Raw genomic sequence first — 20,530 nt, forward strand, 5'->3', positions numbered from 1 at the left:
CATCCGCGTCATCTGGCACTCTGGACGCTGTGTTGCGGCTTGCAGGTGCACGGCTGCTCGACGATCGGGACTATCCGGCAGTGCGCGCCGCACTGGCCGCCGACCCGGTGAGCAGCTGCATGGTCAGCGCCAGGGTCGAGGCCGCGGGCCTCGACCCTTGGCGGCTCGGTGGCGAACTCTGGGCCGCCGATGGCCGCCCGGGGCGGTCCACGCGGTTCCAGGGGTTGTGCTTCGTCGGCCCGAACCTCATTCCGTTGCGCGGCAACGCGTCGGCGTTGCGGTCGTTCGCGGACCGGGCGTTGCGCAGGCAGCGCACGTGCTCGTCGCTCGTCGGGCCCGCCGAGCAGGTGCTGGGGCTGTGGGACGAGCTGTCGAGCGAGTGGGGGCCCGCGCGGGAAGTGCGGGGCGACCAGCCGCTGATGGCGCTCGACGGGAGCCCGCACGTCAAAGCCGACCCGCACGTACGCGCGGTGCGGCCCGACGAGCTGGACCGCTACCTGCCCGCGGCCGTCGCGATGTTCATCGAGGAGGTGGGCGTCGACCCGCGCAGTGGCGACGGCGGCGCCAGCTACCGCGCCCGCGTCAGCGAGCTGATCGCCACCGGACGCGCGTTCGCCCGGTTCGAAGACGGCGAGGTCGTGTTCAAGGCCGAGATCGGCGCGATGTCGGCCGGCGTCGGCCAGATCCAGGGGGTGTGGGTGCACCCGGAGCGCCGCGGCGCAGGCTTGGGCACCGCGGGCACGGCCGCGGTCGTCAACCAGCTCGTGCACGGCCTAGGCCGCACCGCGAGCCTCTACGTGAACGCGTTCAACAGCCCCGCGCTCGCCGCGTACCGCCGAATCGGATTCCAGCAGGTCGGCCAGTACGCGACCGTCCTGTTCTGAACTGGATTCGCCCTTCCGGTTCGGCGTTTCGGCCCGGGACCCGCCCGTCGGGCTGGTTCGATCCGACACATGGCACCTGGTCGGCACCCGCATCGTCGACACCGCGCAGCGGCCCTGACGGCCGCTGTCCTGACCGCCCTGCCGCTCGCCGGCTGCGGCCTGTTCTCCGCCGACGGACCGGAAGACACGCTCGCCGCGTTCCTCACCGCCGTCAGCTCCGGTGACCTCGCCGCGGCCGCCGCGCGCACCGACTCGCCCGACGCCGCGAAGACCCTGCTCACCCAGGTCCGCACCGCGCTCAAGCCCGAGTCGATCGAGGCGAGCGAGGAGACCGTGAAGCAGTCGGGCGACAACGCCACCGGCGGCTACCGCCTCACCTGGCACCTCCCCAAGGGCCGCACCTGGAGCTACACCTCGGACGCACAGCTGCGCTCGGCCGAAGACGGCTGGCAGGTGCACTGGCAGCCCACCGTCGTGCACCCGCAGCTGGCGCCGTCGCAGAGCATCGCGATCGTGGCCGACCCGGCCGAGCCCGCGCCGGTGCTCGACCGCGACGGCTTTCCGCTGCTACGCCCGCAGACCGTGATCGGCGTCGTCGTGGACCCGGCGAAGACGGGCGACACCACGGCCGTCGCCAGCAAGCTCGGCTCGGCGCTGCACCGCTTCGAGCCGACGGTCACCGGCCGCTCCGTGCTCGACGGCATCAAAGCCACCACACCCGGCACCGCGTATCCCGTGCTTTCCTTGCGCGACACCGACTACGAGCAAGTCAAACCCGCCATCTACGACCTGCCCGGCGTCCGCTTCACGAGCCAGGAACGTCTCCTGCCCGACGACCGCGACACCGGCCGCCAGATCCTGCCCGCGCTGCGGTCGATGGTCGAGCAGCAGGTCGCGGGCGGCGCGGGCTGGCGGATCGTCTCGCTCGACGTCACCGGCAGCGAGGCCAGTGAGCTCTACGCTGTGCCGCCGAAGGACCCGCCTGCCCTCACGAGCACGCTCAGCACCCACGTCCAGACCGCTGCCGAGCGGGCCCTGGCTCCCGTGAAGACCGCCGCAGCGATCGTGGCGCTGCAGTCGTCGACGGGGCAACTGCTGGCCGTCGCCCAGAACGAGCCCGCCGACGAACAGGGCCCACTCGCGCTCACCGGCCGCTTCCCGCCGGGGTCGACGTTCAAGATCGTCACCGCCACGGCCGCGCTCACGGCCGGTCGCGTGAAAGTCGACTCACCGGTGGCCTGCCCGGGCACGGTGACGTTCGCCGGCCGCGTGGTGCCCAATGAAGGCCGTTTCGACCTGGGCACGGTGCCGCTGGCGAAGGCGTTCGCGCAGTCGTGCAACACGACGTTCGCGCAGCTGTCCGCCGACCTCTCACCGGCGGCGCTCACCGACGCGGCGCGCTCGCTCGGCATCGGCGCCGACTTCGTGATCCCCGGCCTCACCACCGTCACCGGGTCCGCGCCGCAGGCCGATTCGGTGGTGCAGCGTGCGGAAAACGGGTTCGGCCAGGGGACCGTGGTCACGAGCCCGTTCGGGATGGCGCTCGCCGCCGCGGCCGTGCAGTCGGGAAAGGTCCCCTCGCCGACGCTGGTGCGCGGCCGGCCGGCCAAGGTGAGCGGCCTCGGCCCGGCGCCGCGGCCCGAGGTGCTCGACGCCGTGCGCTCGATGATGCGCGACGTCGTGACCACCGGCACGGCCACCGCGCTGCGCGACCTGCCCGACGTGCGTGGGAAGACCGGTACGGCCCAGTTCGGCGACGGCACGCACTCCCACGGCTGGTTCGTCGGCTACCAGGGCGACCTGGCGTTCGCGGTGCTGCTCACCGACGCCGGCTCGTCGAAACCGGCCGTCGACGCCGCTCACCGGTTCCTCGCGGGCGTGGCCGCGAAGTGACGTCGTAGTCTGGAGGGCATGTCCGTTCGTGCCCCGTTGAAGCCCGGCGTCCAGACTCCGCGCCGCGCCGTTCCCGCCGACATCGCCCGCCCCGAGTACGTCGACCGGCCGGCGCCGAAGCGGGACACCGGCAACGGTGTGCGCACGCCCGAGGTGATCGAGGCCATGCGCGTGGCGTCGAGGATCGCCGCGCAGGCGCTGGAGGAGGGCGGCAAGGCCGTCAAGCCGGGCGCGACCACCGACGACATCGACAAGGTCGTGCACGAGTTTCTGCTCGACCACCACGCCTACCCGTCGACGCTGGGCTACCGCGCCTTCCCGAAGTCGTGCTGCACCTCGCTCAACGAGGTGATCTGCCACGGCATCCCCGACTCGACCGTGATCGAGGACGGCGACATCTGCAACATCGACGTCACCGCCTTCATCGGCGGCGTCCACGGCGACACCAACGCGACCTTCCTCGCGGGCGACGTCTCCGAGGAGGCGAAGCTGCTCGTCGAACGCACCCGTGAGGCGACCGCGCGCGCGATCAAGGCGGTGCGCCCCGGCCGGCAGCTGAACGTGATCGGCCGCGTGATCGAGGCGTACGCCAAGCGGTTCGGCTACGGGGTGGTCCGCGACTTCACCGGCCACGGGGTCGGCCCGTCGTTCCACACCGCGCCGACGGTGCTGCATTACGAGGAGCCCTCGGTCCACACGCTGATCGAGGAGGGCATGACCTTCACGATCGAGCCGATGATCACCCTCGGCACCATCGACTACGACGTGTGGGACGACAACTGGACCGTGACCACGAAGGACAAGAAGTGGACGGCCCAGTTCGAGCACACCCTCGTGGTCACGGCCGACGGAGCGGAGATCCTCACGCTGCCGTGAGGTGCGCGGTCCGGGCCAGCTGAGCGGGGTCGGCCTTTGCTCTTCGGCGTCGGTTCCTCGGCGCTGGTGTACACGCCGAGCTCCTGGTCGATCAGCTTCGCCTCGGCTTCCATGCCGGCGCGGAACGGGTGGTAGGCCACGGCTTCGACGATGTCGGTGCTCTGCCCGTTGACCCACGCGGCGCCGCCGGCCCACGCGTAGTCGCCGTCGGCGAACGGGATCACGCACGGGCACGTGCCCGTGGGCGGCAGCAGGCGCGGGCAGCCGACGAGGACGATCGTCGCGGCGGGGGAGCGGTCCTTCACGCCTTTCACGAACTTCGCGACGTTGCGGCCGGTCGCCCGCACCGCGGCGGCCATGGTGTCCACGCCGTTCGCGGTGTAGTGCGCCTGGCACGGCGCGCCGGTCGGGTCGTCGGCGCGCAGCGTGGGGCAGGTGCCGGTGAGGTCGCCGAAGACGCTGTCGTCGTTGCCGCCGATGCCGATGGTGACCAGGTCGGTGTCGGCGTGCAGCGCGTCGAACTGCGGCTGCTGCGTGGCCAGCGGGATGCTCGGCGACGGCGTGACCTGTGGGTGCGCCAGGTTCGAGACGGGTAGTTGTTGTTCGAGCGGAAGCACCAGCTGAGCTGCTGCCACAGGATCAGGGACCCGGCGGTGTACGCGTCGCCGAGCGCGACGTACTTGCGGCACGACGGAGTGCCGGCGGCCGCGGCGGTGGCACCGGCGACCACGAGCAGCACGACAAGGGGCGAACGGCGCGATGGCAGGGCGCGCTGCGGGAAGACGTGGTCAGTCGGCCGTTTTGCCTGATTCTTCAGGCCCGCGCCAGGAGTTCGTCCAGGAAGCCGCCCGCTTCGGTGGCCGCGCGGGTGGCGTCGCGGGCTTCGATGGCGTCGACGAGACCCCGGTGTTTGATGACCTCCGCGTGTTCGGGGGCGTCGTAGGTGGAGGCGACGCTGGCGGTGATGGCCTCCATCAGGCCGCGGTAGAGCTCGAACAGCAGGCTGTTGTGTCCACATCGGACGATCTCGAGGTGGAACTCCGCGTCGGTGCGGGCGAAGTCGTCGACGCGGCCGTCGCGTTGGTCCGTGTCGCGGCGGTCGAGGAGGGCGCGCAGGACCGCGAGGTCGGCGTCGGTGCGGGCGGCGGCGGCCAGGCGTGCGCCTTCGACCTCCAGGGTGCGGCGGACCAGGAGGACCTCACGCAACTCGGTGCCGCACAGGCGTCGCAGGGCGCCAGAGACTTCGCTGGTGGCGCGCACGTACGTGCCGTCGCCCTGGCGGACTTCGAGGATGCCGGTGTGCGCGAGCGCGCGTACGGCCTCGCGCACGGTGTTGCGCCCGACGCCGAGCTGGGCGACCAGCTCGGGCTCGGTGGGGATGCGCTGTCCGATCGGCCATTCCCCCTGTGCGATCGCGTCGCGCAGCTGGTCGATGACCTGGTCGACCAGGCCCGCACGCCGGGTGGTGGCGAGAGGCACAGGATTAATCCCTTCATCCAATCATCCTATGTATGCGATAGTAGCGGACGTGTCCGTCGAGTCCTGGGATCCCACCCCACGCCCCGCCTCCTACTCCGACCGTCTCGAGCTCGAACTCGAAGGCGGCATCGAAGACGAGGAGCGCGGCGGCGTGCGCCGGCCGGGGGTGATGGCGGGCGGCGCGCTGCTGGCCGTCGCCGTGGTGCTGACGGCGCTGAACCTGCGCCCGGCCATCACGAGCGTCGGTCCGCTGCTCGCGGAGATGCGCGGCAGCCTGGGCGCGTCGGCGATCTGGGCGAGCGTGCTGACGACGTTGCCGGGCCTGTGTTTCGCCGGCGCGGGCCTGGCGGCGCCGCTGCTCTCCCGTCGGTTCGGCATCGGCTCGGCGATCGGGTTCGCGCTGGCGGTGCTCACGGCCGGGCTGGTGCTGCGCGTCGTCGACGGTGAGCTTGTGGTCCTCGGCGGTACCCTCGTCGCGACGGCCGGCATCGCCTTGATCAACGTCCTGATCCCCGTGGTGATCAAGGATTCCTTCCCGGCGCGCGTCGGCATGATGACCGGCGTCTACACGGCCGCGCTGCAAGGTGGCGGCGCCGCGGGGTCCGCCGCGAGCCCCCCGCTGGAGACGGCGCTTGGCGGGTGGCGCCTGTCCCTAGGCTCGTGGGCCGTGCTGGGCGGGCTCGCGCTGGCCGTCTGGCTCTTCGCCGCACGCGGCACCGGCCGTGCCCCGCGACCGACCGCGGCCACGAGCGGCGGACGGTCCCTCATCCGGAGCCCGCTCGCCTGGATCGTCACGATTTTCTTCGGTCTGCAGGCCTTCATCGCCTACGTGGTCATGGGCTGGCTCCCACAGGTCTTCATCGACTCGGGCGTCAGCAAGGGCGACGCGGGCCTGCTGCTCGGCCTGATCTCCGTGATCGCCGTGCCCATCAGCCTCGTCATCCCGCCCATCGCGGCGCGGCAGGGCACGCAGAGCTGGTGGATCTTCGGCATGGGCCTGTGCGGCCTGGCCGGGATGGCCGGCCTGCTCGTCGCACCGAGCGCGGCGCCGCTGCTGTGGAGCGTGCTCATCGGCGTCGGCATGAGCGTCTTCTCGCTCGCCCTCACCGTCATCGCCCTGCGCGCCCGCACCGGCGCCGACACCGCGCGCCTGTCCGGGATGGCCCAGGGCTACGGTTACCTGCTCGCGGCCGTCGGCCCGTTCGTCTTCGGCCTCCTCCACGACGCGACGGGCAGCTGGTCGGTGTCGCTGATCGTGCTCATCGTGGTGATGTGCGCGCAGATGTTCTTCGGCGTCCTGGCCGGGCGGCCACGCTACGTCTGACCCGCAACGACGAAGGCCTCCCCGGTCAGGAACCGGGGAGGCCTTTCCTGCGTCGAATTCCTCAGTCCAGCGGCAGGTTCAGCAGCGCGTTCTCGATCAGCTCCGGCATCGCCGGGTGGATCCAGTACTGGCCGCGCGCCATGGTGCGGGCGTCGAGGCCGAAGCTCATGGCCTGGATGAGCGGCTGGATGACCGACGACGCCTGCGGGCCGATGATGTGCGCACCCAGCAGCCGGCCGGTGGCGGGGTCGGCGAGGAGCTTCGCGAAGCCCGTCGTGTCCTCCATGGCCCAGCCGTAGGCGATGCCGGCGTAGTCCTGTTTGGACACGACGTAGGACACACCGCGAGCGCGCGCGTCCTGTTCCGTCAGGCCCACCGAGGCGATCTGCGGCGAGGTGAAGATCGCGTGCGGCACGAAGCGGTGGTCGGCCTCGATGCGGTCGTCCGGGTGCAGCAGGTTGTGCTGCACCACACGGCTTTCGTGGTTCGCGACGTGCTTCAGCTCGTGGGGCGACGAGATGTCACCGAGCGCGTAGATGCCCGGCACCACCGTCTCCTGGTGGTCGTCCACGATCACGTGGCCGCTGGCCTTGGTGGTGACGCCGGTGGCCGCGACGTCGAGCACGTCGGAGTTCGGCTTGCGGCCGATGGCGACCAGGATGAGGTCGGTCTCGAGCTTTTCGGCGCCCTGCGGGCCCTCGAGCTCCAGCACCGCACCCGTCGCTTCTCGGTGCGCCCGCAGGATCTTGCGGTCACGGCGCAGGTCGAAGCGTTCCGCGGCCAGCTCGGTGAAGCGGGCGCTCACCTCCTCGTCCTCACCGCGCAGCATCGCGCCCGAGCGCAGGACCACGGTCACGTCCACGCCGAACGAGGCGAACACGTGCGCGAACTCCGCCGCGATGTAGCCGCCGCCGAGGATGGTGATGCGGCGGGGCAGGGCGTCGAGCCGCATGATCGTGTCGGAGGTGTGGTAGCCGGTCTCCGCGAGGCCCGGGACGTCCGGCACGACCGGGCGCCCACCCGCGGCGAGCACGAAGCGGTCGGCCGTCAGCACCTCGTCGGGCCGCCCGTCGGTGAAGCTGACGCGCAGCTCCTTCATGCCGGTGAAGCGGCCTTCGCCCTGGTAGACGTCGACGTTCTTGTTGTCCTCGTGGTTCTTCCGGTACTCCGCGCCACCCGCCGCGATCGGGTCGATGCGCCCGAAGATGCGGTCGCGGATCTCGGGCCAGCGCACGCCCTTCAGCTCCTCGTCCACGCCGTAACGCGAGCTGTGCGAAGGCGTTGCGGCCACGTCGGCGGCGTAGACGAACATCTTGGTCGGGATGCAGCCCACGTTGAGGCACGTGCCGCCGAACGTCCCCTTCTCGACGATCGCCGTCTTCAGGTCGGCGAAGCGCGGGTCGAGGATCGAGTTCCCCGATCCGGTCCCGACGATCACCAGGTCGTAGTGCGGCACGATCTTCCTCCGAAAGCCGTAGAACGGGCGTTCCCAGCCTAGTCAACTGTGCGGCCCGACCGGGTGTTCCCGTGGTCAGTGCCCGGTGGCTGTGAAGTGCATCCGGTCCACCGGCGAGGTCCACGCGCCGCCCCAGCTCCAGCCGACGGCGGCGAAGTCGCGCACGACCGGTCCGCCCGCGACGACCATGCCGGGCCGTACGTGCGAGCGGTCCAGGTAGGCCGACGCCAGCTCCGGCAACACGAGCGGTCCCTTCGTGTACGGGTTGCAGAACGGGTTCACGTCCACGGCCAGTCCGTACGCGTGGGCGGACCAGTTCGTCTCGCCGCGGACGGGCCGGCAGACGAAGGCGCTTGTGTCGTTGCCGTCGCCGGTGGGTGGCGCGTCGAGCTCCTGGGGGCTGGTCACGCGCATCTCTTCGAGGGGGAACCGTTTCGCGAAGAGCTTGGCGAAGACGGTTACGACGGCCTGCGCACCGGTGCGGTTCACGACCAGCTCGCCGGTGTGGGCGCGCCCGTCGAAGCCCCAGAACGAGAGCGTGACGTAGCGCAGGTCCGTCGACCTCACCGGGCACGCGGCCTGCCAGGTGCTGCGCGCCAGCACGTCGGCGGGGACGGGGACGATCTTCGACGTGTACGTGTCGCCGGTCGGAGGCGGCAGGAAGTCGCGCGTCGGCAGGGCGCGGTTCACCAGTTCGGGTGGCGTCGGGAGGATCTCGCCGAAGCCGTCGGGACGGCGGGGGAGCGGGTGTGCACCCACCTGCCAGGTGACGGGTGGTGGGCTCGTCGCTGTCCGGGTTGTCGGACGTGGGGTGCTTGTCCGGCTCGTTGCGCTCGGAGACGGCGTTCCGGGCGGGGCCCAGGGCGTCGGCGGGCTGCAGCCGACCAGCAGGGATGTGATCAGGATGCCACCCGCGGCCGTCGCTCTCCGTCGCATGGAACCAGCCAATCAAACTCGCTCCGTGAGCGCTGAGTCCACCCGTTCCAGTGACACCATTTCGGGCCTGCTCCGTTTAGGGTAATCGCGGCTGCTCGTTCACGCGTCGCGATCCCGCTGCTTGCTCTTGCCGAATGCCTCCCGAATGTCTTGGTCGAATGCTCTGCCGAAGGGGAATCCCATGCCCGCCAAGTTCCGCCGTCCGCTCCTTCTCGCGGCCGGGGCCTTGCTCGTGACCGCGGTGACGGTGCCGATCGCGGTCAGCACGGCGTCGGCACAGGACGCGCCCACGCCGCCTTCCGGCGCGCAGCCGCGGATCGTCGGCGGAGACGAGGCCACGCTGTCCGACCACCCGTACGCCGTGTACCTCGCCGACCAGAACGGGAACCAGTTCTGCGGCGCCGTGATCGTGAGCTCCACCGCGGTCGCGACGGCCGCGCACTGCGCCGCGGCGTTGCCCAGCAACAACGTGCGCGTGGTCGCGGGCCGCCAGGACAAGCGCACGAGCGACGGCGTGGTGCTCACCGTGTCGCGCGAGTGGGTCGATCCGGACTTCTCCGACCCGACGAAGGGCGCCGACGTCGCGGTGCTGAGCGTGCGCGGCCAGCTGCCCTACCGGCCGGCGAAGATCGCGTCGGCGAGCGACCGCGCGGAGTACGCCGAAGGCACCCAGGCCACCGTGCTCGGCTGGGGCCGCATCGCCGACGGCGGCGACCGCTCCGACTACCTACGCAGCGCCGTCGTGCCGCTCGTCAGCGACTCCACGTGCAAGTCGGCGTATGACACCTACGACCCGTCGAGCATGGTCTGCGCCGGATACCGGGACGGCGGCATCGACGCCTGCCAGGGCGACTCCGGCGGTCCCCTCGTGGTCGGCGACACCCTCATCGGCATCGTTTCCTTCGGCGACGGCTGCGCGAAGGCCGGCAAGCCCGGCGTGTACACCCGCGTGTCGACGTACGCGGACGACATCGCGGCGCAGTCGCAGCCGCGGATCCTCGGCTGAGCTGTGCCGTCCCCGCCGTGGGTCCTCGGCTGAGCTGTGTTAAGCAGGGGTCGTGACGACCCCGCACCACGCGACCGGCCCCGAACTCACCGCCGCCGAGCTCTACGCCATCCTCCGCCTGCGCGCCGACGTATTCGTCGTCGAGCAGGAGTGCGCCTACGGCGATGTCGACGGGCGTGACCTGCTCCCGTCGACGCGGCACCTGTGGTTCACGGATTCCGCCGGCGAGGTCACCGCGTACCTGCGCGTCCTCGCCGACCCGGATGGCGTGTCCCGCATCGGCCGCGTCGTCACGGCCGCGTCGGCCCGCGGCCGTGGCCTCGCGGCGTCGCTGATGGAGGCCGCTCTGTCCGGCGCTTCGGGCGAGTTCGTCCTGGACGCGCAGACGTACGCCCAGCGCCTCTACGCGCGCTTCGACTTCGTGCCCGAAGGCGAAGAGTTCCTCGACGACGGCATCCCGCACATCACCATGCGCCGTGTCGCGAAGGATCCTGCGCAGCGCCCTGCGGCGAGCTAGGAAGCCGCCCCCCTCGGGGCTGTCGCGGTGATGACCTTCACGGCGCGGTCCACTTCCGCCTCGGTGAGGTCGGCGCGGGCGGTGAGGCGCAGGCGCGAGATGCCGTCCGGGACGGACGGCGGGCGGAAGCAGCCGACGCGGATGCCCTGGTCGGCGCAGGACTCGGCCCACGTGACGGCGGCCTCGGCGGACGGGGCCTGCACCGAGATCACCGCGGCGTCCGGGAGGCTGGCTCGCAGGCCGGCGGCCTTGAGCTGCATCGCGATATTGCCGGCGTTGTCGGTCACTTTCGTGGGCAGCGAAGGGTCGGCCTTCAGCACGTTCAGCGCCGTCAGGGCGGCGGCGACGCTGGCGGGCGCGAGGGCGGTGTCGAAGATGAAGCTCCGCGCCGTGTCCACGAGGTGTTTGATCACGCGTCGCGGGCCGACAACGGCGCCGCCCTGGGCGCCGAGGGACTTGGACAGCGTCAGGGTGGTGACAACGTCCGGCGATGCGGACAGGCCGGCCGCGTGGACGGCGCCGCGGCCGCCTTCGCCGAGGACGCCGAAGCCGTGGGCGTCGTCGACGAGCAGGGCGGCACCCGCGCCGCGGCAGATTTCCGCGAGCTCGCCCAACGGGGCGAGGTCGCCGTCGACGGAGAAGACCGAGTCCGTGACCACGAGGGCGCGCGGTTTGCGGCGCGTGGACAGCGCGTGCTGGACGGCCGACGGCGTCGCGTGGGCCACGGCCGCCACGTCGGCGCGCGACAGGCGGCAGCCTTCGATGAGCGAGGCGTGGATGTACTTGTCCGTCACGATCGCCGACTCGGCGCCGGACAGGGCCGTCACCGCGCCGAGGTTCGCGGCGAAGCCCGAGGAGAACACCAGCGCCGCCTGAGCGCCGCAGAAGCGCGCCAGTTCGAGCTCCAGCTCGGCGTGTAGCTCGGTCGAGCCCGTGACGAGTCGCGAGCCCGTGGCGCCCGCGCCCCAGCGCATGGCGGCGGCCGCAGCGGCGCCGACGACACGCTTGTCGCGGGCCAGGCCGAGGTAGTCGTTGCCGGCGAGGTCGAGCTCTTCCGCCTGCGCGGGCCGGGCCCGCAGCCGCCGCACCAAACCCGCGTCCGCTCGCTTCTCGGCTTCGGTGTCGAGCCAGTCGAAGACGTTCTCGGGCGGCAGCTGCGGGATGGCGTTCACGTCCCGCAGTGTCCCACCCGAGTCACATGCGTAACCGTGGGCCCTGCCACACAAAGGAAAAGCCCCGCACGAAGGCGGGGCTTTTCCTCGAACGGAAACTCAGCTGTCGTAACCACGGCGCTGCGGACGACCCGGCCGCTGCGGACGGCCCGCGCCGTTGCCGGACCGCTGCTGACGCCCACGGCCGCCGAAGCTCGGGCGGCCTTCGCGCGAACCGTAACCACCGCGGTCACGGTTCTCGCCGTAGCTGCGCTCACCACGCTCGCGGCCACCGCCGAAGCCACGGCCACCGCTGCGTCGCGGCGACTCGCGGCGACGCTCGATCACCGGCTCGCCGCTCGGCTCCTGCGCACCCGTGATGCGCGAGAGTTCCGCGTCGCCCGGGCGGACGACCGTGGTCTCGGCGCGCACGCCGGCCCGGTCGGTCATCCGGCGGACGGTGCGGCGCTGGTCGTGCGTCACCAGCGTGACGACGACGCCCGACGCACCGGCGCGCGCCGTTCGGCCCGCGCGGTGCAGGTAGTCCTTGTGGTCCGCGGCCGGGTCCACGTGCAGCACCAGGGAGATGTCGTCCACGTGGATGCCGCGCGCGGCGACGTCCGTGGCGACCAGCACCGGGGTGTGGCCTTCCTTGAAGTCGGCCAGCACGCGGTTGCGCTGCCCCTGCGTCTTGCCGCCGTGCAGCGCCGCCGCGTGCACACCCTGCTCACGCAGCCGCTCGGTGAGGCGGTCGACGTGGTGCTTGGTGCGCACGAACATGATCGTGCGGCCCTCGCGGGCACCGATCTGCGTGATGATGTCCTGCTTGTCCTGGTGCGAAACCTGGAGCACGTGGTGGTCCATGGTGTCGACGCTCGCGGTCGACGGCGCGACCGAGTGCGTGACCGGGTCGGTCAGGTACTGCTGCACCAGCTTGTTCACGTCGCCGTCGAGCGTCGCCGAGAACAGCAGCCGCTGGCCGCGCGCCGGGGTGAGGTCGAGGATCTCCCGCACCTGCGGCATGAAGCCCATGTCGGCCATCTGGTCGGCCTCGTCGAGGGCGATGAAGTTGCAGTCGCTCAGCGACGCGGTGCCCTGCCGGACGTGGTCCGACAGCCGGCCCGGGGTGGCGATGAGCAGGTCGACGCCACGCGAAAGCGCGTCGGCCTGACGGGTGAAGGCCATACCGCCCACGGCCGTGCGGCACCACAGGCCGAGCGACTTGGCGAGCGGGGTCAGCGAGTCGGCCACCTGCATGGCCAGCTCGCGGGTCGGCACCAGCACGAGCGCGCGGGGGCGCTTCGGCCGGGCCTTGCCGCCGTTGAGCCGGGCCAGGATGGCCAGGCCGAACGCCAGCGTCTTGCCCGAACCGGTCTGGGCGCGGCCCAGCACGTCGCGGCCCGCGAGGGCGTCGGGGATCGTGGCGGACTGGATCGGGAACGGCGAGTTGATGCCGGCCTCCGCCAGCGCGCGCAGCAGCTCGTCGGGCAGGCCGAGCTCCGCGAAGGTCTTCGTGGCCACCGTCTCGACGGCGTCGTCGCGGAGGAAGTCCCCACGCGCGGGGCGCTGCCGCGGCTTGCGGTCGGTACGGTCACCGCGGCCCGGCCCCGAGTGGGACGACGCAGCGGAATGGCCGGAGTTGAACGTGACTGTCACTTATGCCTCTCGGACGTGGCACGTCACAAGGAGGCCCGGGCTGCCCGCTCGCAGGCAGGGCAAGATGGTGTGCAATGGGCGTTCACAGGGACGGACCCGGCGCGCTCAGGAGTTCCCACCATCGAGCGCCGATGGAAATGCTTCGGATTTCACCGCGAGCCCGTCAGTGGGCTTTGGAGGCGACGGACACCAACTCATCCACGCCGCCGGTTGCGGTCTGTGTTGACTGTACCGGAGTCAGGGCTTCTGCTTCACACCCAGGTCTCCGGTTGTGGGCGGCGTCGCAGTCGTGTCCCGTGCCACAGCCGAACGGCCCAGCGCCGCGACGCCACCCACGGTACGGCCGGCGGATCAGCCCAGCCCTGCGGCGTAGGCCAGCTCCGCCACGAGGTCTTCGACGTTCGTGACGCGTTCCGGCAGGCCACGGGCCTGGAACCAGCCCGCGAGGTTGCGCACGTCGCGCTCGAGGAACTCGCGGCCGCGGGGGTTCGCGACGAGGTCGACGACCTGCGGGAGGTCGATCACCATCAGGTGCCCTTCGTGCACCAGGAGGTTGTACGCGGACAAGTCGCCGTGCACGAGCCCTTGCGTGGCGAGCAGTTCCAGCGCCGACACCGCCTGTTCCCACAGTTCGGTCAGCTCGTCGTGCTCCGGGCGCAGCTGTGCCAGCCGGGGCGCGGCCGTGCCGTCGGGCTCGCCGAGGAACTCGAGCAGCAGCTCGGTCCCGTGGCGCTGCACGGGATAGGGCACGGGCGCCCCGATCGTCCACAGACGACTCAGCGCCGCGAACTCCGCGACTGCCCACTGCTCGGCGATCAGGTTGCGCCCGAACGAGGTGCGGCCGGTCATGGCCCGCATCTCGCGGGACCGGCGCATGCGCCGGCCTTCGAGGTACCCGGCGTCACGGTGGAACAGCCGGTGCTCGTCGCCGCGGTAGCGCTTGGCGGCCAGCAGTACTCCGTCCGTGCCGGGCAGGTTGCGGCGCAGGAGGTGCACGTCGGCCTCCTTGCCGGTTTTGAGCACTCCCAGGTCGGTGTCGACGGCCCCGAGCTCCGTGACCACCCAGCCGGGCCTCGGGTGGGGGCCTTGGTCGGCGTCGTCCCAGGTGGTCCAGCGGTCGGCGCCGTCCGGGAGGTCGGTCTCGGTGTAGGCGTCGTCGCGCGCCTGGGCGAGGCGGACGCGCTCGCCCTCGGTGAGCCGGCCCCGGCGGGTCGGTTCGGGCTCGTCCCTGAAGCGCCGCCCACGACGGGGACGCTCGAAATCGGACGCGTGAAGGTCTTCGTAGTCGTGCTCGCGCACTGGTGGGTTCTCCTCGATCGGGGTGCCCCACCGGGCGAGCGCGGAAGCTCTAGCCGAGGGGGGCGGACGGAAGTGGGCAGGTCAGCGCCCGGACATTCGCCACGACGCACCTCCTTCGCTTCCGTCGGCCACCGGCACCCCGCCGGTTCGCGAGCAGCATGCCGGGGCCCGAGGGGCTCGCGCAACCGAATTAACGGGCCCCGCGAAATACTCCTAACCTCGGCCGCATGGACAGCGGTGGGAAGTACGACGCGGTGATCGTGGGCGGCGGCCACAACGGCCTGGTCGCGGCGGCCTACCTGGCCCGGGCCGGGTGCTCGGTGCTGGTGCTGGAACGGCGCGGTGAGATCGGGGGAGCGGCGGTGTCGTTCCGCGCGTTCGACGGCGTCGACGTGCGCCTGTCGCGCTACTCCTACCTGGTGAGCCTGCTGCCGCGGAAGATCGCGGCCGACCTGGGCCTGGGCGTCGAGCTGCGCCGGCGCCGGATGTCGTCCTACACACCGTCCGGCGACACGGGTCTCCTTGTCGACACGGGAGACGACGCGCGCACCGCGGCGGCCTTCCGCGCCGTCACCGGGTCCACAAAGGACTTCGACGCGTGGCGCGAGTTCTACGCACGGGCGGGGCGCGTGGCGGCGGCGACGTTCGACACGCTCACCGAACCGTTGCCGAGCCGGGAAGGCCTCAAAGCCCGCATCGGCGACGCCGAAGCGTGGGCCACGTTGTTCGAGCGGCCGATCGCGGAGACGCTCACCGGCTTGTTCAGCGACGACACCGTGCGCGGCGTGGTGCTCACCGACGCGCTCATCGGTACCTTCGCCGGGGCCGGCGACGGCGACCTGCGGCAGAACCGCTGCCTGCTCTACCACCTGATCGGCAACGGCACCGGCGACTGGGACGTGCCCGTCGGAGGGATGGGCGCCGTCACCGGCGCGCTCGCCGATGTCGCCCGTGGCGCCGGGGCCACGCTCGTCACCGGCGCCGAGGTGCGGTCGGTGTCGCCCGACGGCGAGGTCCGCTACACGCTCGACGGCGCCGAACACGTCGTCGCGGGCGGTCACGTGCTCGCCAACGTCGCCCCCGACACGCTCGCGCGGCTGCTCGGCGAGGAGCCCGGCCCGCGCCCGGAAGGCGCGCAGCTCAAGGTGAACATGGTCCTGTCGAGGCTGCCCCGTCTGCGCGACGCGGCCGTGGACCCGCGCGACGCCTTCGGCGGCACCTTCCACGTCAACGAGACCTACTCGCAGCTCGAAACCGCGTACGCCGAGGCCGCGGCGGGCGAGATCCCGACGCTGCCGCCGTGCGAGATCTACTGCCACTCGCTCACCGACCCGTCGATCCTCGGCCCGGCCGAGCGCGCGGCGGGCGTGCAGACGCTGACGTTGTTCGGCCTGCACATGCCGGCGCGGCTGTTCGAGGCCGACAACGAGCGGGCGCGGGCCGAGGCGTTGCGCGCCACGATCGCGTCGCTGGACAGCGTGCTCGCCGAGCCGATCGAGAGCTGCCTGCTGCGCGACGCGGCCGGCGACCCGTGCGTGGAGGCGAAGACGCCGCTGGACCTGGAGGCCGAGCTCGGGCTGCCGCGCGGGCACATCTTCCACCGCGATCTGTCCTGGCCCTACGCCGAAGATCCGGACGACGCGGGGAAGTGGGGCGTCGAGACCGCGCATGAGCGCGTGCTGTTGTGTGGCGCCGGTGCCGTGCGCGGGGGCGGCGTGAGCGGGATCCCCGGGCACAACGCGGCGATGGCGGTGCTCGCTCGACGGCGTGGCCCGGAGCAGGCAGGGTGAAAGCATGCGCGTGATCGTGATGGGCGGCGGGATCGCCGGAGCAGCCACGGCCTACCACCTCGTGAGCAGCGGGGCCGACGTCGTGGTGGTGGACGCCGGGCTGTCCGGCGCCGCGACGGACGCGGGCGCGGGGATCGTGAGCCCCTGGACCTCGCGGTGGGACAGCGCAATCTACCCGCTCGCGGCCGCCGCCGGGGCGTACTACCCGGAGCTGGCCGCGGCGTTGCGTGAGCAGGGGCTGGACGCGTCGTTCGAGGTCGTCGGCGGGATGGTCGTCTCGGCGGATGCGGCCGAGCTCGACGAGGCCTACGGGCGGCTGGTCGAGAGGGTCGCGGACGCACCCGGGGCGGGCGCGGTGCGGCGGCTGGATCCAGCGCAGGCGCGCGAGCTGTTCCCACCGCTGGCGCCCGAGCTGTCCGCTGTGCACCTGTCCGGTGCCGGCCGGGTCGACGGCCGCGTGATGCGGGCGGCGCTCGTGGCCGCCGCGGAGCAGCGGGGCGCGCGGTTCGTGGCGGCGGAGGCAACGCTGTTGTCCGGCTCCCGCGTGCGCGCCGGCGACGAGGAGCTGACCGGCGACGCCGTGGTGCTCGCCGCGGGCGCGTGGTCTGCGGAGCTGGCCGAACCGCTCGGGATCGCCGTGCCGGTGGCGCCGCAACGCGGGCAGATCAGCCACTTGGACCTGCCGGACACGGACACGTCCGCGTGGCCCGTGGTGCTGCCGCGGTCGAGCCACTACCTGCTGTCTTTCGCGGGCGGCCGGGTCGTGGCGGGCGCGACGCGCGAGACGGACTCCGGCTTCGACTACCGCGTGACGGCCGCCGGGCAGCGCGAAGTGCTCGACCAGGCGCTGGCCGTCGCGCCGGGCCTGGCCGACGCGACGCTCGCCGAGACCCGCGTGGGTTTCCGTCCGGCGACGCCGGACACGCTGCCGTTGCTCGGGCAGGCCGCGCCGGGGCTGTTCCTGGCCACGGGGTTCGGCCCGGCGGGGCTGACGCTGGCACCGTACGCGGGCAAGCTCATCGCCGCGCTCGTCCTCGGCGAAGACCTGCCGGCGGATCTGCTGATGTCGTGCTCGCCTTCGCGGTTCGGCTGAGGCTCAGCACAAAAGATCAGTCGTCGGTCAGCAGTTCCAAGGAGTAGTCGCCGGTGCGCTCCACCGTGAGACCGGCCTTGGTGATCACCTTCACCAGTTCGTCCACAGTGGATGGTTCGGTGCGCGAGGTCGCGAGCACGGCGGCGAGGCGGCCCTTGTAGGCCTTGTTGAAGTGGCTCACCGTGGTGCGGTTGCCGGCGGCGTCCTCCGTGACCACGCGCACGGTCACCGCGCCGGGGCGCAGCTTCGCGAACGCCGAGTACGTGCCCGAGCGCAGGTCGACCATGAGCCCCTCGATGTCCTGCAGCACCGGTTCCAGCGCGGGCTTCCACAGACTGCGCACGGTGCCCAGCGCCGGCACGCTGTTGCCGCCCGAGAGGCGGTACGCGGGGATCGGGTCGGTGGCCGAGACCACCCCGAACAGCGAAGACGTGACGGCCAGGCGGCGGTGGGCCTTCTCCAGGCCGGCGCGGGTGAAGCTGCCGATGTCGAGCGCGTCGTAGAGCACGCCGGTGTAGCGGCGCAGCGCGGGCAGCGTCGGCGAGGTCCACAGGCTCCCGTTGCGCGCGACCTCGTGGCGCTGGCGCTCGGAGATGCCGAGCGCGGCGAGGCTCGCGGGGACGTCTTGCGCTAGCTCGACGAGCGCGTCGGCGAGCTTGGCCCGCACGGGGTTGAGCTCGGGGAAGGACAGCGTCTCGAGGTCGAGCGGCGCGCCCTTGCCGCCGTCGGCCTTCGTCTCGGAAGGAGGAAGGAGCACCAGCACACGACGAGGGTAATCGGGGTGCACCGCTGTTCACCGCCCACCTACGCTGAGGTCATGGAGCTCACCTGGCGCCCGCTCACCCTCGGCGACGCGGAGCAGCTCGCGACCGTGTTCGCGGCCGCCGAGGAGGTGGACCGCACCGGCGAGCACTACACCGCCGCCGACCTGCGCGAGGAGATGCGGGGGCCCGAGCTCGACCTCGCGCTCGCCAGCACCGGCGGGTGGGCCGGCGACCGCCTGGTGAGCTACGCGGCCATCCGCCGCCGCGACACCGCCGACCCGGTGCACATGCCGCGCGTCGAGGCGATGACGCACCCCGAGTTCCGCACGGCCGACGTCGCCGCGCACCTCACCACGTGGTTCCTCGACGCCGGCAAACGCGTGCACGAGCGCGCCTTCCCCGAGGCTCCGCTGGAGCTGCACGCGGGCGCGCACGAGAACGAGCACTGGTACCTCGACGCGCTGGTCCGGGCGGGGTTCCGGCGCGCGCGGTCGTTCGTCGAGATGCGTGCCGACCTGAGCGCGCTGCCGCCCGCGCGACCGCTGCCGGCCGAGTACGAGGTGGTCGCGTTCGACGAGCGCTACGACGACCTCACCCGCGTGGCCCGCAACGCGACCTTCTCCGGCCACTGGGGCAGCGCCGAGCTGTCGCCCGAAGCCTGGCGCCACCGCATCACGGGCGCGAAGGACTTCCGCGGCGACCTGTCGTTCCTGCTCCTGACCCCGGCGCACGACGCAGTGATCGGGTTCGTGCTCAGCGCGTTCCACCCGGCCGACTTCGCGGGCACCGGCGTGCGCGAGCTGTACGTCGACTACGTCGGCACGCGGTCGGAGCTGCGCGGCCGCGGCGTGGCGACGGCGCTGCTCGGCCACACGCTGGCCCACGCCCGCGACGCCGGGTTCGAGCGCTCGGCCCTGTCCGTCGACACCGACAACGCCCACAGCGCCGTCGGCATCTACGAACGCTGCGGCTACGAGATCGCCGACACCTACTACGGCTACGTGCTGCCGATCTGAAGCGCTATTCGACGACGTTCAGCAGCGGTTCCCCGGCCACGAAGCGGCGCAGCTGCCCGGCCACGAGCTTCTTCGCGCGCGGGTAGAACGACGCCGAACCGCCGGCGACGTGCGGCGTGACCACCACGCCCGGCACCCTCCACAGTGGATGATCGGCCGGCAGCGGTTCGGGGTCCACGACGTCGAGTGCGGCCCGCAACCGGCCGGTGGTCGTTTCGGCGAGCAGCGCGGCGGTGTCGATCGCGGAGCCGCGCCCGACGTTCACGACCAACGCGCCCTCGGGCAGCAACGCGAGCTCGTGGGCGCCGAGCAGCCCCCTCGTGGCCTCGGTTTCGGGCAGGATCAGGACCACGATGTCGGCCGATGGCAGCAGCTCGGGCAGCTCGGCGATGCCGTGCACGTCCTCGCGCGCGTGGCTCGCCACCCGAGTGACCATTGCCTCGGCCGCCAGCAGCTGCCGCTCGATCGCGTGGCCGATGGAGCCGTAGCCCACGAGCAGCATGCGGCTGTCGGCGAGCGAACGCGTGTGCTCGCGCTCCCACGATCCGGTGGTCTGCTGCGCGAACCAGCGCGGCAGGTCCCGCTGAGCCGCGTGGATCAGCGCCAGCGCATGCTCGGCCACGCTGAGATCGTGCAGACCTCGGCCGTTGGCCAGCACGACGCCCTCGGGCACCAGCGGCACCAGCGCCTCGACCCCGGCCGAGAGCGCCTGCACCGCACGCAGCGAAGGCAGCTTCCCGATCAGCTTCGGCGGCTCGCGCCCCGCGTCGTAGGGCAGCACGTAGAACTCCACGCCGGACAGGTCGTCGCCGGGCGGGGTGACGCCGTCGTAGTACGCGGCGGCCAGCCCGGCGGGCAGCTCGATGTCGGTCCAGGGCAGGAGAACTCGCGCGCTCATGCCCGCCAACCTAGCGCCGCCGGCCTCAGTGCGCGCCCGCCTGCGCCACGCAGAACACGTTGCCCTCCGGATCGGCCAGCACCGTCCACTCGATGCCAGGCTGCGCGTGCCGCTCCTGCTCGCTCGCACCCAGCCCGACAAGGCGTTTCACCTCCGCCTCGCGGTCGGGCGCGGAGAAGTCGATGTGCACGCGGTTCTTGACTGTGCGTGGCTCGGGGACCTGCTGGAAGGCCAGCGCGGGCCCGCCGCCGCCGGGGCGCGCGAGCATCACGAACGGCCCGTAGTCCGCTTCGACCGCGACCCCGAGCGCCTGCGTCCAGAAGTCCGCGAGGACCCGGGGGTCCGCGCAGTCGATGGTGATCATGCCAAGTTCGAGTGCCATGCCGCCGACGCTAGCCCGGGGCACCGACAAAACTCCGACCACGCGATAACCGGGTGGAGTGGGCGTGCGGCGGTTGACTACGCTGTGTCGGTCAAACCCCGCTCATCGCC

General features: G+C 72.1%; 19 protein-coding genes. 9 read left to right on the forward strand and 10 right to left on the reverse strand.

Annotated features, from left to right (window positions below; all coding sequences use genetic code 11):
* The first annotated feature begins 29 nt into the window (after positions 1-29).
* From AB0F91_RS22500 to map, 3 genes are all read left to right on the forward strand, one after another.
* On the forward strand, positions 30-884 hold the full coding sequence (locus AB0F91_RS22500; protein WP_360600073.1) for a GNAT family N-acetyltransferase: 855 nt from the start codon (positions 30-32) through the stop codon (positions 882-884).
* A 69-nt stretch (positions 885-953) separates the two neighbouring features.
* A complete protein-coding gene (locus AB0F91_RS22505; protein ID WP_360600075.1) occupies positions 954-2,777 on the forward strand; it encodes a penicillin-binding transpeptidase domain-containing protein in 1,824 nt (607 codons plus the stop codon).
* An 18-nt stretch (positions 2,778-2,795) separates the two neighbouring features.
* Positions 2,796-3,653: a type I methionyl aminopeptidase gene (map, locus tag AB0F91_RS22510; RefSeq protein ID WP_360600077.1), complete on the forward strand. Its 858-nt coding sequence runs from the start codon at positions 2,796-2,798 to the stop codon at positions 3,651-3,653.
* Here the strand turns inward: map and AB0F91_RS22515 are convergent.
* Together AB0F91_RS22515 and AB0F91_RS22520 are read right to left on the reverse strand one after the other, a co-directional pair.
* The gene (locus tag AB0F91_RS22515; protein ID WP_360600079.1) at positions 3,536-4,288 is read right to left on the reverse strand and encodes a hypothetical protein; all 753 of its coding nucleotides are present in this window, start codon (positions 4,286-4,288) and stop codon (positions 3,536-3,538) included. The two genes, map and AB0F91_RS22515, sit on opposite strands and share 118 nt — an antisense overlap.
* A gap of 178 nt (positions 4,289-4,466) precedes the next feature.
* Positions 4,467-5,132, reverse strand: coding sequence for a FadR/GntR family transcriptional regulator (locus tag AB0F91_RS22520; protein ID WP_360600081.1), 666 nt, complete (start codon positions 5,130-5,132; stop codon positions 4,467-4,469).
* 49 nt (positions 5,133-5,181) lie between these two features.
* Between AB0F91_RS22520 and AB0F91_RS22525 the strand changes: the two genes are divergently transcribed.
* Positions 5,182-6,456 (forward strand): MFS transporter, encoded by a 1,275-nt coding sequence (locus AB0F91_RS22525; protein WP_360600083.1) that lies wholly within the window; start codon positions 5,182-5,184, stop codon positions 6,454-6,456.
* A 61-nt stretch (positions 6,457-6,517) separates the two neighbouring features.
* Here the strand turns inward: AB0F91_RS22525 and AB0F91_RS22530 are convergent, their stop codons facing one another.
* Entirely contained in the window at positions 6,518-7,912 is a 1,395-nt protein-coding gene (locus AB0F91_RS22530; RefSeq protein ID WP_360600085.1) for a mycothione reductase, read from the reverse strand.
* A gap of 75 nt (positions 7,913-7,987) precedes the next feature.
* The gene (locus AB0F91_RS22535; protein WP_360600087.1) at positions 7,988-8,671 is read right to left on the reverse strand and encodes a M15 family metallopeptidase; all 684 of its coding nucleotides are present in this window, start codon (positions 8,669-8,671) and stop codon (positions 7,988-7,990) included.
* Positions 8,672-9,029: 358 nt separating this feature from the next.
* Between AB0F91_RS22535 and AB0F91_RS22540 the strand changes: the two genes are divergently transcribed.
* Entirely contained in the window at positions 9,030-9,854 is an 825-nt protein-coding gene (locus tag AB0F91_RS22540; RefSeq protein WP_360600089.1) for a serine protease, read from the forward strand.
* A 52-nt stretch (positions 9,855-9,906) separates the two neighbouring features.
* Positions 9,907-10,371 (forward strand): GNAT family N-acetyltransferase, encoded by a 465-nt coding sequence (locus AB0F91_RS22545; RefSeq protein WP_360600091.1) that lies wholly within the window; start codon positions 9,907-9,909, stop codon positions 10,369-10,371.
* Here the strand turns inward: AB0F91_RS22545 and AB0F91_RS22550 are convergent.
* The 3 genes from AB0F91_RS22550 to AB0F91_RS22560 all read right to left on the reverse strand — a co-directional run bounded on the left by AB0F91_RS22550 (position 10,368) and on the right by AB0F91_RS22560 (position 14,477).
* Positions 10,368-11,543 carry an 8-amino-7-oxononanoate synthase gene (locus AB0F91_RS22550; protein WP_360600093.1) on the reverse strand — a complete coding sequence of 392 codons (1,176 nt, stop codon included), beginning with the start codon at positions 11,541-11,543 and terminating at the stop codon, positions 10,368-10,370. The genes AB0F91_RS22545 and AB0F91_RS22550 overlap by 4 nt on opposite strands.
* 99 nt (positions 11,544-11,642) lie before the next feature.
* Positions 11,643-13,178 (reverse strand): DEAD/DEAH box helicase, encoded by a 1,536-nt coding sequence (locus AB0F91_RS22555; protein ID WP_360600095.1) that lies wholly within the window; start codon positions 13,176-13,178, stop codon positions 11,643-11,645.
* Between the two features lie 351 nt (positions 13,179-13,529).
* The gene (locus AB0F91_RS22560) at positions 13,530-14,477 is read right to left on the reverse strand and encodes an RIO1 family regulatory kinase/ATPase (RefSeq protein WP_360600097.1); all 948 of its coding nucleotides are present in this window, start codon (positions 14,475-14,477) and stop codon (positions 13,530-13,532) included.
* Positions 14,478-14,704: 227 nt separating this feature from the next.
* Here AB0F91_RS22560 and AB0F91_RS22565 point away from each other — a divergent pair, with 227 nt between their 5' ends.
* Positions 14,705-16,267 carry an NAD(P)/FAD-dependent oxidoreductase gene (locus AB0F91_RS22565; protein ID WP_360600099.1) on the forward strand — a complete coding sequence of 521 codons (1,563 nt, stop codon included), beginning with the start codon at positions 14,705-14,707 and terminating at the stop codon, positions 16,265-16,267.
* Between the two features lie 4 nt (positions 16,268-16,271).
* The gene (locus AB0F91_RS22570) at positions 16,272-17,360 is read left to right on the forward strand and encodes an FAD-dependent oxidoreductase (protein ID WP_360600101.1); all 1,089 of its coding nucleotides are present in this window, start codon (positions 16,272-16,274) and stop codon (positions 17,358-17,360) included.
* A gap of 16 nt (positions 17,361-17,376) precedes the next feature.
* Here the strand turns inward: AB0F91_RS22570 and yaaA are convergent, their stop codons facing one another.
* A complete protein-coding gene (gene yaaA / locus AB0F91_RS22575) occupies positions 17,377-18,123 on the reverse strand; it encodes a peroxide stress protein YaaA (protein WP_360600103.1) in 747 nt (248 codons plus the stop codon).
* Positions 18,124-18,177: 54 nt separating this feature from the next.
* On the opposite strand from yaaA, the gene AB0F91_RS22580 reads away from it, so the two are divergent.
* Positions 18,178-19,140, forward strand: coding sequence for a GNAT family N-acetyltransferase (locus AB0F91_RS22580; protein WP_360600105.1), 963 nt, complete (start codon positions 18,178-18,180; stop codon positions 19,138-19,140).
* A 4-nt stretch (positions 19,141-19,144) separates the two neighbouring features.
* Here AB0F91_RS22580 and AB0F91_RS22585 read toward each other — a convergent pair whose 3' ends face one another.
* The gene (locus AB0F91_RS22585) at positions 19,145-20,038 is read right to left on the reverse strand and encodes a 2-hydroxyacid dehydrogenase (RefSeq protein ID WP_360600107.1); all 894 of its coding nucleotides are present in this window, start codon (positions 20,036-20,038) and stop codon (positions 19,145-19,147) included.
* A gap of 25 nt (positions 20,039-20,063) precedes the next feature.
* Complete coding sequence (locus tag AB0F91_RS22590) at positions 20,064-20,420, reverse strand: VOC family protein (protein WP_285969414.1); 357 nt, start codon at positions 20,418-20,420, stop codon at positions 20,064-20,066.
* Between the last annotated feature and the right edge of the window lie 110 nt (positions 20,421-20,530).

Origin of the sequence: Amycolatopsis sp. NPDC023774 (genome assembly GCF_040639695.1) — a bacterium.
Lineage (GTDB): Bacteria > Actinomycetota > Actinomycetes > Mycobacteriales > Pseudonocardiaceae > Amycolatopsis.